The sequence below is a fragment of the Amycolatopsis sp. CFH S0740 genome, assembly GCF_004522315.1.
Lineage (GTDB): Bacteria > Actinomycetota > Actinomycetes > Mycobacteriales > Pseudonocardiaceae > Amycolatopsis > Amycolatopsis nivea.
In genome coordinates this window covers 186,296-203,102 of sequence record NZ_SDLS01000003.1, presented here as the reverse complement: position 1 = coordinate 203,102, position 16,807 = coordinate 186,296, and the positions used below count along the sequence as shown (strand labels likewise).

Annotated in this window: 21 protein-coding genes; 13 read left to right on the top strand and 8 right to left on the bottom strand. The window is 68.5% G+C overall.

Going from position 1 to position 16,807, the window contains the following annotated elements; all coding sequences use genetic code 11:
* Positions 1 to 3 precede the first annotated feature (3 nt).
* Positions 4 to 531, top strand: coding sequence for a DUF2020 domain-containing protein (locus EIZ45_RS07200; RefSeq protein WP_199817341.1), 528 nt, complete (start codon positions 4 to 6; stop codon positions 529 to 531).
* A 141-nt stretch (positions 532 to 672) separates the two neighbouring features.
* Positions 673 to 1,125, top strand: a complete 453-nt coding sequence (locus EIZ45_RS07195; RefSeq protein ID WP_037809176.1) for a hypothetical protein — start codon at positions 673 to 675, stop codon at positions 1,123 to 1,125.
* Between the two features lie 109 nt (positions 1,126 to 1,234).
* Here EIZ45_RS07195 and EIZ45_RS07190 read toward each other — a convergent pair whose 3' ends face one another.
* Entirely contained in the window at positions 1,235 to 1,867 is a 633-nt protein-coding gene (locus EIZ45_RS07190) for a hypothetical protein (RefSeq protein ID WP_205670022.1), read from the bottom strand.
* Positions 1,868 to 2,073: 206 nt separating this feature from the next.
* On the opposite strand from EIZ45_RS07190, the gene EIZ45_RS07185 reads away from it, so the two are divergent.
* Positions 2,074 to 2,598 carry a peptidylprolyl isomerase gene (locus EIZ45_RS07185; RefSeq protein WP_009085526.1) on the top strand — a complete coding sequence of 175 codons (525 nt, stop codon included), beginning with the start codon at positions 2,074 to 2,076 and terminating at the stop codon, positions 2,596 to 2,598.
* Positions 2,599 to 2,641: 43 nt separating this feature from the next.
* Positions 2,642 to 3,604, top strand: coding sequence for a rhomboid family intramembrane serine protease (locus EIZ45_RS07180; RefSeq protein ID WP_134664645.1), 963 nt, complete (start codon positions 2,642 to 2,644; stop codon positions 3,602 to 3,604).
* Here EIZ45_RS07180 and EIZ45_RS07175 read toward each other — a convergent pair.
* Positions 3,590 to 4,018: a PH domain-containing protein gene (locus tag EIZ45_RS07175; RefSeq protein ID WP_037809179.1), complete on the bottom strand. Its 429-nt coding sequence runs from the start codon at positions 4,016 to 4,018 to the stop codon at positions 3,590 to 3,592. The two genes, EIZ45_RS07180 and EIZ45_RS07175, sit on opposite strands and share 15 nt — an antisense overlap.
* A gap of 85 nt (positions 4,019 to 4,103) precedes the next feature.
* Positions 4,104 to 4,370, bottom strand: coding sequence for a cell division protein CrgA (gene crgA / locus EIZ45_RS07170; RefSeq protein ID WP_037809181.1), 267 nt, complete (start codon positions 4,368 to 4,370; stop codon positions 4,104 to 4,106).
* Between the two features lie 601 nt (positions 4,371 to 4,971).
* Between crgA and EIZ45_RS07165 the strand changes: the two genes are divergently transcribed.
* The 3 genes from EIZ45_RS07165 to EIZ45_RS07160 are packed head-to-tail and all read left to right on the top strand — an operon-like array spanning position 4,972 to position 7,066.
* The gene (locus tag EIZ45_RS07165; protein ID WP_200864287.1) at positions 4,972 to 5,925 is read left to right on the top strand and encodes a class E sortase; all 954 of its coding nucleotides are present in this window, start codon (positions 4,972 to 4,974) and stop codon (positions 5,923 to 5,925) included.
* The gene (locus tag EIZ45_RS45990; protein WP_162836037.1) at positions 5,925 to 6,083 is read left to right on the top strand and encodes a hypothetical protein; all 159 of its coding nucleotides are present in this window, start codon (positions 5,925 to 5,927) and stop codon (positions 6,081 to 6,083) included. The genes EIZ45_RS07165 and EIZ45_RS45990 overlap by 1 nt, the downstream gene beginning before the upstream one ends.
* Positions 6,035 to 7,066 (top strand): LLM class flavin-dependent oxidoreductase, encoded by a 1,032-nt coding sequence (locus EIZ45_RS07160; RefSeq protein WP_240690714.1) that lies wholly within the window; start codon positions 6,035 to 6,037, stop codon positions 7,064 to 7,066. The genes EIZ45_RS45990 and EIZ45_RS07160 overlap by 49 nt, the downstream gene beginning before the upstream one ends.
* 103 nt (positions 7,067 to 7,169) lie before the next feature.
* Here the strand turns inward: EIZ45_RS07160 and EIZ45_RS07155 are convergent, their stop codons facing one another.
* The 3 genes from EIZ45_RS07155 to EIZ45_RS07145 all read right to left on the bottom strand — a co-directional run bounded on the left by EIZ45_RS07155 (position 7,170) and on the right by EIZ45_RS07145 (position 9,097).
* The gene (locus tag EIZ45_RS07155) at positions 7,170 to 7,556 is read right to left on the bottom strand and encodes an SCO5389 family protein (RefSeq protein WP_043831500.1); all 387 of its coding nucleotides are present in this window, start codon (positions 7,554 to 7,556) and stop codon (positions 7,170 to 7,172) included.
* Positions 7,557 to 7,648: 92 nt separating this feature from the next.
* Positions 7,649 to 8,374, bottom strand: a complete 726-nt coding sequence (locus EIZ45_RS07150; RefSeq protein ID WP_134664643.1) for an ABC transporter permease — start codon at positions 8,372 to 8,374, stop codon at positions 7,649 to 7,651.
* A gap of 12 nt (positions 8,375 to 8,386) precedes the next feature.
* A complete protein-coding gene (locus tag EIZ45_RS07145; protein ID WP_134664640.1) occupies positions 8,387 to 9,097 on the bottom strand; it encodes an ABC transporter ATP-binding protein in 711 nt (236 codons plus the stop codon).
* A 167-nt stretch (positions 9,098 to 9,264) separates the two neighbouring features.
* Between EIZ45_RS07145 and EIZ45_RS07140 the strand changes: the two genes are divergently transcribed.
* Both EIZ45_RS07140 and EIZ45_RS07135 read left to right on the top strand, forming a co-directional pair.
* Entirely contained in the window at positions 9,265 to 11,067 is a 1,803-nt protein-coding gene (locus EIZ45_RS07140) for a sensor histidine kinase (protein WP_134664638.1), read from the top strand.
* Positions 11,007 to 11,663, top strand: coding sequence for a response regulator transcription factor (locus EIZ45_RS07135; protein ID WP_134664636.1), 657 nt, complete (start codon positions 11,007 to 11,009; stop codon positions 11,661 to 11,663). Before EIZ45_RS07140 ends, EIZ45_RS07135 begins: the two co-directional genes overlap by 61 nt.
* Here the strand turns inward: EIZ45_RS07135 and EIZ45_RS07130 are convergent.
* Positions 11,656 to 12,249 carry a TetR/AcrR family transcriptional regulator gene (locus tag EIZ45_RS07130; protein ID WP_240690713.1) on the bottom strand — a complete coding sequence of 198 codons (594 nt, stop codon included), beginning with the start codon at positions 12,247 to 12,249 and terminating at the stop codon, positions 11,656 to 11,658. The two genes, EIZ45_RS07135 and EIZ45_RS07130, sit on opposite strands and share 8 nt — an antisense overlap.
* A 62-nt stretch (positions 12,250 to 12,311) precedes the next feature.
* Here EIZ45_RS07130 and EIZ45_RS07125 point away from each other — a divergent pair, with 62 nt between their 5' ends.
* Positions 12,312 to 13,205, top strand: coding sequence for an NADP-dependent oxidoreductase (locus EIZ45_RS07125; RefSeq protein WP_134664632.1), 894 nt, complete (start codon positions 12,312 to 12,314; stop codon positions 13,203 to 13,205).
* On the opposite strand, the gene EIZ45_RS07120 is transcribed toward EIZ45_RS07125, so the two are convergent.
* On the bottom strand, positions 13,202 to 14,518 hold the full coding sequence (locus EIZ45_RS07120; RefSeq protein WP_134664705.1) for an FAD-dependent oxidoreductase: 1,317 nt from the start codon (positions 14,516 to 14,518) through the stop codon (positions 13,202 to 13,204). The two genes, EIZ45_RS07125 and EIZ45_RS07120, sit on opposite strands and share 4 nt — an antisense overlap.
* A 111-nt stretch (positions 14,519 to 14,629) precedes the next feature.
* Between EIZ45_RS07120 and EIZ45_RS07115 the strand changes: the two genes are divergently transcribed.
* Genes EIZ45_RS07115 through EIZ45_RS07105 form a run of 3 tightly spaced genes read left to right on the top strand, consistent with a single transcriptional unit; the run spans position 14,630 to position 16,724 of the window.
* Positions 14,630 to 15,274, top strand: a complete 645-nt coding sequence (locus tag EIZ45_RS07115) for an aminodeoxychorismate/anthranilate synthase component II (RefSeq protein WP_134664629.1) — start codon at positions 14,630 to 14,632, stop codon at positions 15,272 to 15,274.
* 14 nt (positions 15,275 to 15,288) lie between these two features.
* Positions 15,289 to 16,092 (top strand): ATP-binding cassette domain-containing protein, encoded by an 804-nt coding sequence (locus EIZ45_RS07110; RefSeq protein WP_167756379.1) that lies wholly within the window; start codon positions 15,289 to 15,291, stop codon positions 16,090 to 16,092.
* The gene (locus tag EIZ45_RS07105; protein WP_134664625.1) at positions 16,080 to 16,724 is read left to right on the top strand and encodes a hypothetical protein; all 645 of its coding nucleotides are present in this window, start codon (positions 16,080 to 16,082) and stop codon (positions 16,722 to 16,724) included. The genes EIZ45_RS07110 and EIZ45_RS07105 overlap by 13 nt, the downstream gene beginning before the upstream one ends.
* The last annotated feature ends 83 nt before the right edge of the window (positions 16,725 to 16,807 follow it).

Genomic DNA, 16,807 nt, shown 5'->3' with positions numbered 1-16,807 from the left:
GCCATGCGCCGACTTCTCGTTCTCGCCCCAGCCCTGGTCCTGCTCGCCGGCTGCAACCCGTCGAGCCCGGCGAAGGAGACTCCGTCTTCGGCGCCGGCGAGTTCCGCTTCGGCCTCCGCGGCGCTGCCGCCGGATCCGCAGCCCGCGCGCACCGCGGAGTGTCCGTACCTGTCCAACGAGACGGTGCAGGACGCGAACGGACAGCACGTCACCAAGGTGAGCGTGTCCGACGACGAGCCGCATCCGACGTGCTTTTTCTACCGTCCGGACGGCAGCCTCCAGCTGACCGTGCGGGTGTACGTGGGCAAGAGCGACGTCGCGACCGCGCTGGTCAACAAGGCCGCGCCGGTCGACACGTCGAACCCGGCTTCGGAGCCCGCGGGGTGGAAGGGCGGCTACCAGCCGGCCGGGGACGGAGTGGTCTACGCCGTCGCCAAGGGCGAGGCCGCCGTCATCGTGACGAGCAACCAGAAGCAGAGCATCAAAGCACGCACAGTGGCGAAAAAGGCTATCGCTGCCCTGAAGCTCTGAGTAACGGGCTCCGCACGGGTGAGTGAAGTTGATCTTGTATTACTCTAAGCAGCACGCGCGGTTCCCCCAACACTCGCGCGGCGGGTGCCCGTCCGGCACCGAATACTTTGGTTACCCCTTTTCGACGACAAGGACAGATTCGTGGCTGACACCCTCAAGGAAATCCTGCTTGACTCGAGCCGTCGCCCCACCGTGGTCGCCGACTTCGCGGAGCTCGTGGACGCCGAGGTCGCCGACAAGGGCGGGGTCTCCGGCGCGGTCGTGAAGACCGGCTTCGCCGCCGTGAAGAAGATCAAGCCGGGCATCATCCCGTCCGCGATCGACAGCCTCCTGGACGACTTCTCCGCCGCCCTCGAGCCGTTCTACAGCGACTTCCGCGCCCAGGGCGGCAACGACTTCGGCGCCTACCTGACCAGCCGCTCGGACGAGGCGTCGGACGCGCTGCTCGGGGTCACCGACGCCCGCGCCGAGCGCAGCAGCCGCGACAGCATCAAGAAGGTCTACTCGAAGCTGCGCCCGAACGGCAAGAAGAACGTCGAGGAGGCGCTGCCGCGTCTCGGCCAGCTGATCGACAAGCACGCCGCCGCGGCCTGATCCGGCCAGGCTCCGCCCGGCTTCCGGCCACTGGCCGGATCGGCGGAACCGCTTAAGCGATACGAAAAAGGGCCCCGGGACGCACTTCCCGGGGCCCTTTTTCGCGCGTTCAGTTCTTCTTCTCGGCGGCCGACGGGCTCGGCGCCTTGCCGTTCGTCTTCGGCTCGCCCGGCTTGGCGTCCTTCGCCTCGGCGGCCGGCTTCGCGGGCGGAGCCGGGGGAGCAGGCGGGGTGGCCTTCGGCGGCGCCGGGGCGACCGGCGGCTCCTGCTGCCGCGACTTCAGCGCGACGGCGGTGCCGACCGCGACCGCGCCGAGACCGAGGATCCACGGCCAGCGGCGACGCTTGCGGGTGCCCTTGGCCGCGCTCTTCGCCTCCTCCAGAGCGGCGCGGAACTCCTTCTTCGCCGCCTTGAAGTCCTTCTTGCCGCGGCGCTTCGACTCGCCCGCCGACGCGGCGGCCTTGATCGCGGCCTTCTTGGCCTTGCGGCCCGGCTTCTTCATCTCGGCGATGCGGGCGAGCGCTTCCTTGCGCGCCGCGGCGGAGCTCTTCTTCAGCTCCTTGCGGGTCAGCTCCGTCTTCTTCGCCAGCTTGCGCCGGGCGCGGCGGCTCCGCTTCCCCAGCTCCTCCGCGCCGGCCTCGGCGGCCTTCGCGCCCGCCTTGCCCGCCTCGACGACCAGCTTCCGCAGGTCCGCCGAGCCGGACTTGGCCGACTCACCGACCGATTCCACGGCCCGGGTCATGGTCTTCACCTCATCAATCGTTGTGAAACAGATCTGTTGCTTGACATCTATCCTGCCCTTTTTCCGCCGACACCGCTGCGGCTTCCCGCTGCGGGCCTCGCGGAAACCTCGGGAAAGTGCCTTCTTCCTGGGCCGGTGTCCAGCGCGACGGGCCGGGGACGCCCCCTGAACCCCCCATTTGTGCGAAGGGGTGGCACGATGGCGGCGTGACTGAAAGCGCCCGCAAGGCCACCCTGCACACCAACCAGGGTGACATCCACGTGAACCTGCTGCCCGACCACGCGCCGAAGACCGTGGCGAACTTCGTGGGGCTGGCCACCGGCTCCAAGGAGTACACCCAGCCGAACGCGAAGGGCGGCAACTCCGGTCCGTTCTACGACGGCTCGATCTTCCACCGCGTCATCGACGGCTTCATGATCCAGGGCGGTGACCCGACGGGCACCGGCCGCGGCGGCCCCGGCTACAAGTTCGGCGACGAGTTCCACCCCGAGCTGCAGTTCTCCAAGCCGTACCTGCTGGCCATGGCGAACGCCGGGCCGGGCACCAACGGCTCGCAGTTCTTCATCACCGTCGCGCCGACCTCGCACCTGAACTTCCGGCACACGATCTTCGGCGAGGTCGCGGACCAGGAATCCCGCAACGTCGTCGACGCCATCGCGACGACCGCGACCGGACCGGCGGACCGCCCGCTGTCCGATGTGGTCATCGAGAAGATCACCGTCGAAGACTGACGCGCCGCAGGCAGGGATGGGGTTTCGGTAGGTTGGAGTCATCGTGAGCCAACCGCCGAACCCGTCCGCGCCCTCTCTTCCCGGTTGCTGGTGGCATCCGAACCGCCCGACCGGCCTCAGCTGTGCCCGCTGCGGACGTCCGGCCTGCCCGGACTGCCTGCGCGAAGCCCCGGTGGGGTTCCAGTGCACGGACTGCGTCCAGTCCGGCGCGCAACAGCAGAAACAGCAGCACCGGCAGTACCGCGACGCCGGAATGGGCTCCCGCACGATCGCCGGGGCCCGGCTGTCGAACTCTTACACCGTCACGGCGACATTGATCGCGGTGAACGTGGTGGTCTTCCTGATCACCGTCATCCAGGCGAAGAGCCTGTTCAACAACCAAGTCGCGTCCGTCGAGCAGGCTGGCGTCCTCTGGCCCTCGGCCACGCTCGGCGGCGGTGAGCTGTGGCGGATCTTCACCTCGGGCTTCCTGCACTACGGGCCGATTCACATCGCGGCGAACGCGTTCTCGCTGTGGATGATGGGCCGGGCGCTGGAGCAGGTCTTCGGCAAGATCCGGTACCTCGCGCTCTACTTCGTGTCGATGCTCGGCGCATCGACCGCGGTCCTGCTCTTCCAGGACATCGACGGCGCCACCGCGGGCGCGTCCGGGGCGATCTTCGGACTGCTCGGCAGCTACGCGGTCATTGTGCTGAAGCTCCGGCTGAACCCTTCCGCGCTGCTGATCAACCTGGTGATCAACGCCTACGTCACCTTCGCCATCCCCGGCATCTCGATTTACGCGCACGCGGGCGGGCTCGTCACCGGGGCACTGGTGACGGCCGCGATGCTGTACGCACCGGCCAAGAACCTGGCCCGGTGGCAGGCGATCGGCACAGTCATCGTCGTGGTCGCGCTCGTCGGGCTGATCAGCTGGCGAGCCACGCAGATCCCCACGGTGTCGTGCGATTTCCACCAGTTCCAGAGCAGGACCGATTACGGCTGCCAGCCGTCACGCTCCAGTTGAGCGGGCCCGCAGTTCGGTAAGCACGTCCAGCACGTCGCGAGGATCCTCGCCGAGGTCGGTCTGCCCGAAGATGAACAACTGCTCGTCGCGCTCCAGTTCGAGCGTCACGCCGTCGCGGCCGAGGCGGCGGGTGCTGCGCAGCCGGACCGTCGTGCCGGTCCAGGGGAGCCGGTGCGTGCCGGAGAGCGTGCGGGCCTGAAGTCCGTGCTCGTCGGCGGCCAGGCGCGGCCGCACGAGCGTCCAGTGGCCCGCGAACGCGCCGACGGCCAGGGTCGCGAGGCCGGTGAGCACCGCGCCCTTGCCGTCGCCGAAGAACGCGTCCGCGACGGTTCCGACCAGCAGCAATGCGGTCAGGCCCCACGCCACTACCACGAGGTTTCGGCGCGGAGCCCAGGAGGTCGGGTGGTTATCCACAGGGGTTATCCACACTGGGGATGAGTCACACCGGTGTGATTCGGTGTCAATCGGCCGACCGGAGCAAAGCTGATCCGGCGGATGGTCAGCGCCACCGCATCGTCATCAGCAGGCCGGCGATCATCGCGGCGAATCCGATGGCGAAATTCCAGTTTCCGAGCTCGCTGAGGAACGAAACTTTGTCGCCGGCGATGTAGTTCACGACCAGCCACACCAGCCCGAGGAGCATGAGGCCGAACATGACGATCTTGTAGAACAGGTTCGACGGTCCCGCGGCCTGGACCTTCACCGGGGTGCGGCGGTCGACAGGCGGGGTGTACGCGGTCTTCTTGCGGACCTTCGACTTCGGCATCGTTTCCTCGCGTGCTCTCGGGCATTCCTGGTGGCGGCATCCTGGACGAGGTCCCGCTGTCGGGGTGCGCAACCAGCGCCACGTGCACACGTTAACGTAAAGGACGGCTCCGCAGCACCGGGCGGGAGCGGTCGGGTTTCTCAGACTGTGACAATAGCGCCACCTGGAGTGCCGAGGAGGCCTCCGGCCGGGCGCGGGAGGAGCTTGCGTGACGCCGCAAGATTGGCCGGGCGAGGACGACCGCCGCCCCGGCACCGGACCTGACCGCCCGGTCCGCCGTCAGCCGCCGCCGCCGAGAAGGCAGCCAGGGGAGACCCCGCCGCGGCGAAGAGTGGCCGGGAACCCCAGCGGCAGATCACCCGAACAGCGCACGCCGATCGACCGGGGCGGACCGCGCCGGGACGGCGGCGAAAACCGGCCTGTGCAGGGCCGGCCGGGCGAAGGCAGGCCCCGCGAGGGTGACCCCCGCGGCGGTGATTTCGGCGGTCCACGCGATCCCGGACCCCGCCGTACCGCGGAGTTCCGCGCCGAAGGCGGTCCGCAACGACGTCAAGGCGACCCAGGCGGACGTCCTCGCCGCCAGCCGGAAGAAGGCCGTCAGATGCCGCGCCGGGTTGGCGCCGCGGCCCCGGACCCGTCCCGGCGGCGGATGACCGGCCCGGAGTTCGCCGAGCAGCCGACCGAGGTGTTCTCCGCGGTCGCGGTGGAGGACAAGGACGACAAGAAGGCGAAAAAGACCCCGCCGCCGCTGGGCAAGGGCGGGCTCGCGATCCGCACCGCGGGCGAAATCTTCATCACGCTCGGCGTGGTCGTGCTGCTGTTCATGGTGTACGAGGTGTGGGTCACCGACCTGTTCTCCGCCGAGAAACAGCACACCGCGAGCGATCAGCTCGACGGCGACTGGGCGAAGGACCGCACGCTGCACCCCGAGCTGATCGACGGCAAGGCGTTCGCGCGCATCCACATCCCGTCGTTCGGCGCGGACTGGAACTTCACTATCCAGGAAGGCACCGGCGAGGATTCGCTGGCGATCGGCCCCGGCCACTACAAGGGCACCGCGCTGCCGGGCGAACCGGGCAACTTCGGCGTCGCCGGGCACCGGGTCGGCAAGGGCGCGCCGTTCAACGACCTGGACAACCTGAGTTCCTGCGACCAGATCGTGATCGAAACGCACACCGATTTCTTCATCTATCAGGTGCTGCCGTACGACGACGAGGTCAAGGGCTGGAGCAGCGGCAAGGGCGCGCAGCCGGAGTGCAAGGGCGTGTCGACGCTGCGCAACTCGAGCATCCCCGGCGGCGGACCGTACGACGAGACGTTCGGCCGCAAGGTCGTCCAGCCGAGCCAGGGCGACGCGGTGAACCCGGTGCCGTACAAGCCGGCCGGGGCGCTGCCGAAGGCGCAGCAGGCTTCGCTGCTCACGCTCACCACGTGTCACCCGCAGTTCTCGGCGAAGGAACGGCTGATCATCACCTCGGTGCTGACCCGCCAGGTGCCGAAGACGCAGGTGCCGGATTACACGACGTTGCTGAAGAAGATCGGAGTCGCGTCCTGATGTACGGCTGGCTCTGGCGGCATCTGCCCGGACCGTTCGCGGTGAAGTTCGTGATCGCGCTCGTGCTGGTGCTCGGAATCGTGGCGCTGCTGATGTTCGTGGTGTTCCCGTGGCTGGACCCGCTGCTGTGGTTCAACAACGTGTCGGTGAGCAACTGAGGTTCGGGGTCTTCCTGGTCTCGGGCCGCTTCCCGGGCCAGGACGACGCCGCCGTACTGCGCCGCACCGTCCACGCGGCCCGCGCGGCCGAGGTCGCCGGTTTCGACGACGTGTGGCTGGCCGAGCACCACTTCATGCCGTATGGCGTGTGCCCGTCGGCCATCACGCTCGCTGCGCACGTGCTCGGCCAGACGTCGCGAATGAGTGTCGGGACGGCGGTAAGCGTGCTGTCCACGACGCATCCGGTGGCGTTGGCAGAACAGTGGTCCATGCTCGACGCGGTTTCTGACGGCCGCCTGCGATTGGGCGTCGGCCGAGGTGGGCCGTGGCAGGACCTGGAGGTATTCGGGACCGGATTGCCGCGCTATGAAACGGGTTTCGCCGAGTCGCTGGACCTGTTGCTGACTGCCGCTAGTGGTCGAGTCTCGGCCCGGGGCGCGCATTTCTCCTTCCGTGAGGTACCGCTGCGCCCGACTCCGCAACGCACCCCACAAGTCGTGGTGGCCTGCGGCGGCCCGACTTCTTCCGCGGTCCGGTTGGCTGCGAAACGTGAGCTGCCGTTGTTGCTGGGCCTGCACGCGGATGACGCGGAGAAGGCGGCCACTGTCGCTGCTTACGGTGCTCCCGCGGCCCACGTGTCGACGGTGCTGTGCCAGGTCGGCGACGATGCTTCCGCCGTGGTGCGCCGCGCTTTGCCTGGGTGGCTGGCGGATGGCTTAGCCGCCCATGTGCCGGTGGACGATCGACCTGGACCGGCGCGGGATCCTTGGGAGTACACGGAAAAGCTGTGCGCGATCCATCCGGTGGGGTCGGTTGAGCATTGCGTCAAGACTTTGCGGACGAGTTTTGCGCGTACTGGGGTGTCGCACGTGATCATGTTCGTGGAAGCTTCCGGCACGGAGGAAGGCACGATGACAAACATCGCGCGGATCGGTGCCGAGGTGTTGCCCGCACTGCGGGGGCTTGAGCCTTCTCATCTTTAGATCGCAGGTTCGGCCCCGTCACGCCTGGGACGCGGTCATCAAAACGCGGGCCCAGCTCGGGGGGCTTGCCGAAGCACCGGGCAAACCCCCGAGCCGTGCTCGGTTAGCAGTCCCGCAGTTCAGGGCTCTGGTTCAGCAACTGCCCCCGAGGCGAAACGAACGCCCGGTACCGATCCCCGTCCGTGTCGCGGAACACGGCTACCCGGTGGCAGTTCTGGAACGCCAGCTTCACCCCGAAATGCCGCTCCAGCCCGCCCCGGATGGCGTCTGAGGCCAGTGCTCGCAGCAGCTGACCGCGGGCGGTCTCGTCCGGCGGCGGGGTTTCGTTGTCCGCGAATCCGTCCGCGGCGGTGTCTGCTTCCGCGATCACTCCGGTGATGACCTCCCACGCGTACGGCAGCGATTCCCGCACGCAGGCCACGAACTCGGCGTCGGAGACCTCCCCGCGTTCGGCCTTTTCCAGCAGCGCGGGCGATACGTCCAAGGACAAGACAACCTCCATGGTCAGCGGTACCCCTCAGAGCTACCGGCCCTCCCGACCCGGCCACAAGAGAAAACGAGTTTCATCACCACTTTGGTGGATCACTCCCACCGGAACAGCCGCACGGCGAGCGCCGTTCCGCCCAGCGCGAAGGCGGCCAACACGACGAATTGCAGGGGCTGCCCGCCGTTGCCGACCCAGGCGTCCTGCAGTGGTTGCGTGCCCGGTGGCACGTAGGCGCCGATTTTCTGGATCGCCACGGGCAGCAGCGGTCGCGGCAGGTAGACGCCGCCGAGGAACATGATGGGGAAGAAGGCGATCATCGCGAGGCCGCCCGCGGCTTTTCCGGTGCGGGCGAGGGACGCGGCGATCAGGCCCAGCGCGAACACCGAGACAAGGCCGAGCAACAGGGCCAGCAAGAAGAGCCCCGGGTGCTTGGGGATCGGTACGTCGAAGGCGATTCTCGCGGTGACGAGCATCAGCGCGACCCCGGCGAGGGCAACGGCGGCGTGGATCAGCACCTGCGCGAGCAGGAGATAAGCGGGCGGCACGGGGGTGGTGGCGAGGCGGCGGAGGATGCCGTGCTCGCGGTAGGTCGCGACGGCGGCCGGGATCACCTGCAGACCCAGCATGGCGAGCGCGATCACGACCAGCGACGGCACCCACAGGTCGACAAATCGGTAGCCGCCGGTGACGGGGCTCGGCTCCCGCATTCCGGGGATCGAGCCGACGCCCAGCAGGATCGCGGTCGGCAGAAAGACGCCCAGAATCGCCCACAATGGCGTGCGCAGGAACAGTTTTGCTTCGGTGAGCAGCAAGATGCGCATCAGAAACCTCCTTCAGCCGCGCGAGGTGAGGGCGACGAATGCCTCGTGCAAGGTGGGCTGGCCGGTGCCGGCGAGCAGTTCGGCGGGAGTGCCGGTGGCGACGACTCGGCCGTGATCCAGCAGCACCAGGCGATCGCACAGCCGTTGTGCCTCGTCCATGAAGTGGGTGACCAGCACGATCGTCACCCCGGAAGCGCGCACGTTCTCGACCAGTCGCCAGGTTTCCTGCCGAGCGTGCGGGTCGAGACCGGTGGTCAGCTCGTCGAGGATGGCCAGTTCGGGGTTGCCGACCAGGGCGAGTGCGATGGACAGCCGCTGCCGAAGGCCGCCGGAGAGCTTGCCGAAGGCGATGTCGCGGTGGGTGTCGAGGCCGAGCTGGGTCAGCAGCGTATCGATGTCGGCTGGGTCCGGATAAAACGACGCGAACAGCGAAAGCGCTTCGCGGACCCGCAGTTTCTCCGGTAGCCGCGCGTCCTGCAGCTGGGCGCCGACGCGCCGGCGCAGTTCGGCGGTGTCGTGCGTCGGATCCAGGCCCAGTACGGAAATCGTGCCGGAATCGGGCGAACGCAGGCCCTGAAGGCATTCGACCGTGGTGGTCTTGCCTGCCCCGTTCGTGCCGAGGACGCCGAAGACCTCGCCGCGTTCGACGGAGAACGAGACGCCGTCGACCACGGCGCGGCCCGCATAGGCCTTGCGTAGTTCGGAAACTTCGATGAGTCGCATGCGAACGACGCTAGAAGCGTGCGCAGTCCGGCAGAATGAGCCGAAAACCCCGGTTGAGGTGGGGTTTTGCGGGCAATGAGGTGGGGCTAGGGCCACCCCGGTCCGGGGGCTGGGGCCAGGGTCGGCGAAGGCCGTAGCGGCGAGACTGGGTCGCGAAAGGGGGTGCCATGACGTCGGTGCGGCGCGCGTGGGCACTCGCCGGTCTCGCGGTGGTGAGCTGGGTTGACGTTCTGCTCGAACTGATCGCGTTCGCGCTCTTGTGCGTCGGCCTCGTGTTCTTCTTCTCGCCGGCGATCGAACTCGCGCGTGCCCGATCGCGGCGCACCCGGGAGCTGGTCAGCCGGTGGACCGGGCGGGAGATCCCGAGTCCGTACCGGCCCGCGCCGCCGGAACCGGAACGCGAGCGCGACGGCTGGTATCGCGACGGCACCCAGCTCTACCGGCGCGCATGGTGGATTCGCTGGAATCGACGTTTCACGTGGATCATGGAGGATCCGGCGACGGGCCGGGAGCTCGGCTGGCAGCTGCTGAACCCGGTGGTGGCGCTGGCCTTCGCGGTGTTTTCGCTGGTCGCCGGTCCGGTCGCGCTGCGCGGGTACGCCCGATGGACCGGGTACTGGCTCGGCCCGCACGCGCCACGCGGGAAGAGCTGGCTGAGCCGCCGGTTCGAGACGCTGGGGTATCAGCTCGGGTTGTGGGCGATTTCCCTGGCACAGCTCGGCATGGCGGTCGCCCAGATCATCGTGCTGACCGGTGCTGTGGTGGTGTTTCCGACTCTCACGCTGGCCAGTCGCTCGGTCACCGACACTTTCCGCCGTGAAGCGGAGCGCTGGACCGGCGTCCGGATCGCCCAGCCGTACTTGCCGCCGCCCGCGTTGCCGGTGCCCCGTGGCGACGGGCTGTACCAGTTCGGCAAGCAGTTGTACGAGGAACCGTGGTGGCCGATGCTGCGCGCCCGGATCCACTGGGTGCTCCACGACCGCGCGACCTGGCGGGACATCGCGGCCGCGGTGGTGTTGCCGGTGGTGACGCCGGTGCTGTGGGTGCCGCCGGCGGCGCTGGTCTTCTGGGGGATTTACGGCCTGGTCGCATTGTGGATCACCGGCCAGCACGGCTGGTTCGAGATGGTGGGGCTGCCCGCGGCGACTAGCACCGGAGGCGCGTTCACGATGACGCCGGTGGCGCTGGCGGCGGTGTTTGCCGGACTGCTGCCGACGCCGTGGCTCGCCAGGCGGCAGGCGAAACTCGGCCGGTGGCTGCTCGGTCCGACCGAGACGTCCCGGCTCGCACAGCGGGTGCACCGGCTGGACCAGACTCGGGTCGAGGTCAACGTCGCACAGGCCGCTGAACTGCGCAGGATCGAACGCGACCTGCATGACGGCATCCAATCGCGGCTGGTCGCGATGGGGATGAAGCTCGGCGCGGTGGAAGCGTTGATCGACCACGACCCGGATAAGGCGAAACAGCTGGCCGCGGAGTTGCGAGAGGCGTCGTCGGAGGCGCTCACCGAGTTGCGGTCGCTGGTGCGCGGCATCCACCCGCCGGTGTTGTCGGAGCGCGGGCTGGTCGACGCGGTGCGCGCGGCGGCGCTGGACAGTCCGCTGAAAGTCGAGGTCACGGCGTCGGTGCCGGGTCGGCTCGAACAGCCAGCGGAGGCTTGCGCGTACTTCGCGGTGTGCGAGCTGCTCGGCAACGCGGCAAAACATGGCGAGACCAGACGCGCGTCGGTGGTGCTCGAGTACCTCGATGGACTCCTGCGCGTGACTGTGACCGACGACGGCAAAGGCGGTGCCGACGCCGCGCGTGGCACGGGTTTGCGCGGGATCGAGCGGAGGGTGTCTGGATTCGCCGGTAGGTTGGCGCTGACCAGCCCGCCGGGCGGCCCGACGGAGGCGACTGTGGAGGTGCCGTGCCAGCTCGACCCCGGACCGTCGTCGCCGAAGACCAGTACCTTCTCCGAGACGGCCTGACCCACCTTCTCGTCGCGCACGGCTTCGACGTCGTCGCAGCTGTCGGCTCCGGTCCTGAACTTGCTGCCGCGCTTCGCGAACACCAGCCTGACGTGTCCATTGTGGACGTGCGGATGCCGCCGACCAACACCGACGAGGGTCTCCAAGTCGCGCTCGCTGCTCGGCGAGAGATGCCTGGGCTGCCGATTCTCGTGTTGTCGCAACATGTCGAGCAGCTGTACGCGCGCGAGCTCCTGGCGGACGGCACCGGCGCGATCGGCTATCTGTTGAAGGATCGCGTATTCAACGCGGAGCAGTTCATCGACGCGGTTCGCCGGGTCGTCGCGGGCGGTACGGCGATGGATCCGGAAGTGATCGCGAAACTGGTGGCCGGCAACGCTTCGGACCCGTTGGCGGCCTTGACGCCGCGGGAACGCGAGGTGCTCGGCTTGATGGCGGAAGGCTGTTCGAACGCCGCGATCGCCAGCCGGTTGCACTTCAGCGAGGGCGCGGTCGGCAAACACACCGCGAATATTTTCGCCAAGCTGGGCATCTCCGCCTCGGACGACACGAATCGCCGGGTGCTGGCCGTGCTGAAGTTCCTCGGTTCTAGCTAAGCGGCACCCGCACAGCTGGTGGCAGAGGTCCGGCATCCGGATGCGCCCGGAACGACTGGATCAGCAACGCCGTGAACCGACGCACCGCTGCGACGCGAGCAGAAGCTGGTTCCACCCGGATCCCCTCGTTGGCGACCAACGCCAGCACGAGGTCTTCCAGCACGAAATCCGCGCGCAGCTCGCCGGTGTCCTTCGCTCGGCGGATGAGTTCGAGCAGCAGCCGCAGGGTGTGGGCTCGGTCGGCGGCGAAGTCGAGTCGCCGGGGCAGTTGGGAGACGAACGCGCGGAAGCCCTGGTCACGGGCATGCGCCTCGGTCAGCTTCTCCAGCACCAGGACGAAACCCTGCCATGGATCAGCCTCCGCCAGGCCCTCTTCGACGATTGACGAGCACAGTGCCAGTTCCTCGGCGAACGCTTCGGCGATCAGTGCGTCTTTGGTCGGAAAATGCCGGTAAACCGTCGCGACGCTCACCTCGGCCTGCCGGGCGATCTCCCGCATCGGTACGCCGTATCCGCGGACCGTGAAAGCCACCCGCGCCGCCGCGAGGATGCGGACTCGGTTGTGGGCGGCGTCGGTCCGTCTCACTTCGGCCGCCACCTCTCTCACTTCCGGCTGGATCGCTGACCTGCTGGAATACCTTCGGGCACATGAAAGCCGTCCAGTTTGATCAGTATGGCCCGCCCAGCGTCGTGCACGTCGCCGATGTCCCCGAACCGCACGCTGGACCCGGGGAGATTCGCGTTTCCGTGCGCGCGTCCGGGTTTTCCGCGGGCGAAACCGCCATCCGGTCTGGGGTGCGCAAAGGCGCGAGGCTCCCGTTCCGGACGGGCTACGACGCTGCTGGCGTAGTCGACGAGGTGGGCGACGGGGTCACCGGAATAGCGCCCGGCGAGCACGTCTTCGGCATGACCGACGCGAATCGCCGGGGAGCCAACGCGGAGTACGCCGTCTTGGTGCATTGGGCTGCCAAACCGGAGGCCTGGAGCTGGGCTGAGGCGGGCGGTGCCGCGGGCGCGATCGAAACGGCGACCCGGGTGTTGGACCAGCTTCCTGGCGGAAGGATCCTGGTGAACGGCGCGGCGGGCGGCGTCGGCACGGTCGCGGTTCAGTTGGCGATCGCGCGCGGGGCCACCGTTATCGGCACGGCGAGCCCGCGTAACCACGATTTCCTGCGTTACCTCGGGGCTGAGGCGACGACGTATGGTCCAGGGTTGGTCGAGCGAGTCGGCAGCGTCGACGCGGTCTTCGACTGTGCCGGGGGAGCATTGCCGGACCTGATCCAGATCGCCGGAGATCCCGCGCGGGTCGTGACGATCACCGACACCACCGCGCCACAGCACGGCGTGCACTTCTCGCACGGCGCAGCGCTCCCTGGTGCGGATCCGTTGGCAGTACACGGACTTGCCCCAGCAGTAAAACTCGCGGAGGAAGGACGGCTAAAAATCCCTGTCGCAGCGACCTTCCCGCTGAGCGAAGCCGCGGCCGCGCACGAGCTGAGCGAAGGCAGGCACGCGCGCGGGAAGATCGTCTACGTGAACTAGGCGCGCGAAACCCGCACCATCTCGTCGCGTTCCACGACCTTCACCCGCTCGCGTCCCTCGGCCTCGCCGAGCGACTTCTCGTGCGCGTCGAGCTTGCCCCAGCCTTCCCAGGTGGTGAACGAAATCCCGCGCGCGGCAAGGAATTCCAGGATCGCGTCCGGCGACGAATGCCGCGGCGCGGCGAGGGTGTCCGCGTCCGCCAAGAGGTTCGCGACGGTCTCGGCCGCGTCGCCCTTCGTGTGGCCGATCAGGCCGACCGGGCCGCGTTTGATCCAGCCGGTCACGTACACGCCGGGGACCTGGTTCTCGTCCAGGTCCAGCACCCGGCCGCCCTGGTTCGGGATCACGCCCGCGGTGTGGTCGAACGGGATTTCCGGCAGGTGCGACGACAGGTACCCGACCGCGCGGTACACCGCCTGCACGTCCCAGTCGTGGAACTCGCCGGTGCCGACGACCTTGCCGTCGCGGTACTCGGTGCGCTCGGTGCGCAGGCCGACGACCTTGCCGTCCTCACCGAGCACCTCGACCGGCGCGTGGAAGAAGTGCAGGTGCAGCCGGCGCGGGCGGGTGCCCTCGTCGCGGATCGCCCATTCCTGCAGCGTCTTCACGACCATGTCGGTCTGCTTCGAGGACCGCAGTTCGGCGACGCTGGCCTCGTCGAACTCCATGTCCTCGGGGTGCACGATCACCTCGACGTTCGGCGAATGGTCCAGTTCGCGCAGCTCCAGCGGCGAGAACTTCGCCTGGGCCGGACCGCGGCGGCCGAACACGTGCACGTCGGTGACCGGGCTGGCCTTGAGGCCCTCGTAGACGTTCGCCGGGATGTCGGTCGGCAGCAGTTCGTCGGCGGTTTTGGCGAGCACGCGCGCCACGTCCAGCGCGACGTTGCCGACGCCGAGCACCGCGACCGACGACGCGGTGAGCGGCCAGGTGCGCGGCACGTCCGGGTGGCCGTCGTACCAGGACACGAAGTTGGCGGCGCCGTGGCTGCCGTCGAGGTCGATGCCGGGAAGGTCGAGCGCGCGGTCGGCCATCGCGCCGGTCGCGAAGATGACCGCGTCGTAGAACTCGCGCAGGTCGTCCAGCTTCAGGTCGGTGCCGTAGTCGACGTTGCCGAGCAGCCGGATGTTCGGCCGGTCCAGCACCTTGTGCAGGGCGTTGACGATGCCCTTGATGCGCGGGTGGTCGGGCGCGACGCCGTAGCGGATCAGCCCGAACGGCGCGGGCATGCGCTCGAACAGGTCGATCTCGACGTCCGCGTCGGACTTGTCCAGCAGGTCGGCGGCGTAGATGCCGGCGGGGCCGGCGCCCACCACGGCGACACGAAGGATTCGGCTCACCCGCTCCACGGTAAGTTAGGTGATCCTAACAATCACTGTGATCTGGCGTACGGTCCAGCAGGTGGGAGCCGCTAAGCTGGCGGCATGCGCGTTCTCGTCGTCGACAACTACGACAGCTTCGTCTACAACCTCGTCCAGTACCTGGCGCAGCTCGGCGCCGACTGCACGGTGTGGCGCAACGACGTCGTCGACCTCGATCGCGTGCCGGACTTCGACGCGGTGCTCGTCTCCCCGGGTCCCGGAACGCCGGAACGCGCAGGTCAGAGCATTGAAGTGATCGCGAAATGCGCCGAGACGCGCACGCCGATGCTGGGCGTCTGCCTCGGCCACCAGGCGTTGGGCGTGCACTTCGGGGCCACCGTCGACCGCGCGGACGAGCTGCTGCACGGCAAGACCAGCCAGGTGCGGCACACCGGCTCCGGCATCCTCGCCGGGCTGCCGGAGGAGTTCACCGCCACTCGGTACCACTCGCTCACCGTGTTGCCGGACACCATCGATCCGGACATTTTCGAGGTCACCGGCACCACCGAAACCGGCATCGTGATGGGCATGCGGCACCGCGAACTGCCGCTGGAGGGCGTGCAGTTCCACCCCGAATCCGTGCTCACCGAATGCGGCCACCGGATGCTGGCTAACTGGATGGCCTCGGCGGGCCACCCGGTCGCGCCGACCGTCGTCGACGACCTGGAGCGGGCCACCCGCACCCTGCAGAAGGCCGCGACTGCGTGACCGCGCCGACCCCGCTGATCCGGCTCAGCGGAGTCGGAAAACGGTACGGCAGCGGCGAACCCGTCCTGACGCACATCGATTTCGAGGTGCCCGCCGGACGGGTGGTCGGCATCCTCGGCACCAACGGATCGGGCAAATCGACGCTGCTGCGGATCCTCGCCGGGGTGTCGCGGGCGTCGTACGGCGACATCACCGGGAGCCCGGCGGTCGGCTACCTGCCCGACCGGTTCCCCGGCGGCCAGCGGCTGAGCGCGCGGGCGTACCTGCGGCATCTGGCGCGGATCCGCGGGCTGACTGACCTGTCCGGGATCGATCCGCTGCTGAAACGGCTCGCGCTGGTCGGCAGTCCGGACGCGCAGCTGCGCACGCTGTCGAAAGGCAACGCGCAGAAGGTCGGCCTCGCCCAAGCCGTGCTGGTGCGGCCGGACCTGCTGATCCTCGACGAACCCTGGTCCGGCCTCGACGTCGGCACGCACGCGGTGCTCGGCGAACTGGTCGCGGAAACCCGCGCACGCGGCGCGAGCGTCGTGTTCACCGACCACCGGCCGGACGTCGTGCGCGAACACGCGGACGAGGTGTACCGGCTCGCGTCTGGCCGGGTCGCGCCGCTGGAAACGCATCCGGAGCGCAAGCGGATCACGCTGCTGCCGGTGTCGTCGAGCGTCGACAACTGGTCCGCCGAACCAGGCGTGCACGCGGTCGCCGACCAAGCGGGCGGCGTGGTCCTGACGGTCGACGCTGAACACGCCGACGCAGTGCTGCTGCGCGCGCTGTCCGGCGGCTGGTCGGTGCGGGAGGTGGCGCCGTGCTCGCAGTGAGCCGCTATTACCTGGCGCTGCTCGGCCATTCGCAACGCTATTTGCCAGCCGGGCTCGCGTACCTCGCGTTGTGCTCAATCCTTTACGCAGACCCGAGTTCGCCAGTGCTTCCGCTGTTCGGCGTGAGCGGCGCGGGGGTTCTCGTACTCGGCTGCTGGCTCACGATCGCGTTGCTGGACATCGAAGATCCGGTGCAGCGACTGATCACGCTCAACCACGCCGGCGGCAACCGCAAAACCATCGGCGGCGCGGTGCTGACGGTGTTCGGCTGCACCTTGGTGTGCACGCTGGTGACCGTCGGCTGGGCGGCGACGCATCGGAATCAGTTGCAGGCACAGATCATCGGTGCCGGGCTGGCGACCCATCTCGCGTGCGCTCTGGTCGGCATCGCGATCGGCCTGCCGTGCTCGCGGCTGCTGGTGTCGCGCATCGGCTGGACGGTGCTCGCCGCGGTTCTCGTGCTTGGCGTGGTGCTGCTGGGAAAGTGGGTTCCGCTGGTGCATCCGCTGCTGCAAGCGCTGATGAACGGCTCCCCGTACGGCGGCCCGCTCGGTTTGGCGACAGGCACGTCGGTGGTGCTGCTGGCGGCGAGCATGACGGTGGTGGGCACGGTCTCGACCCGCCGATCCTGACCTTTCTGCAAATTGCATTCGGCAAATGCCGATTTGGGGGTTCCGGGTCGGGCTGCGAGTCGGTTACCCTCGCGCCGTCTGTT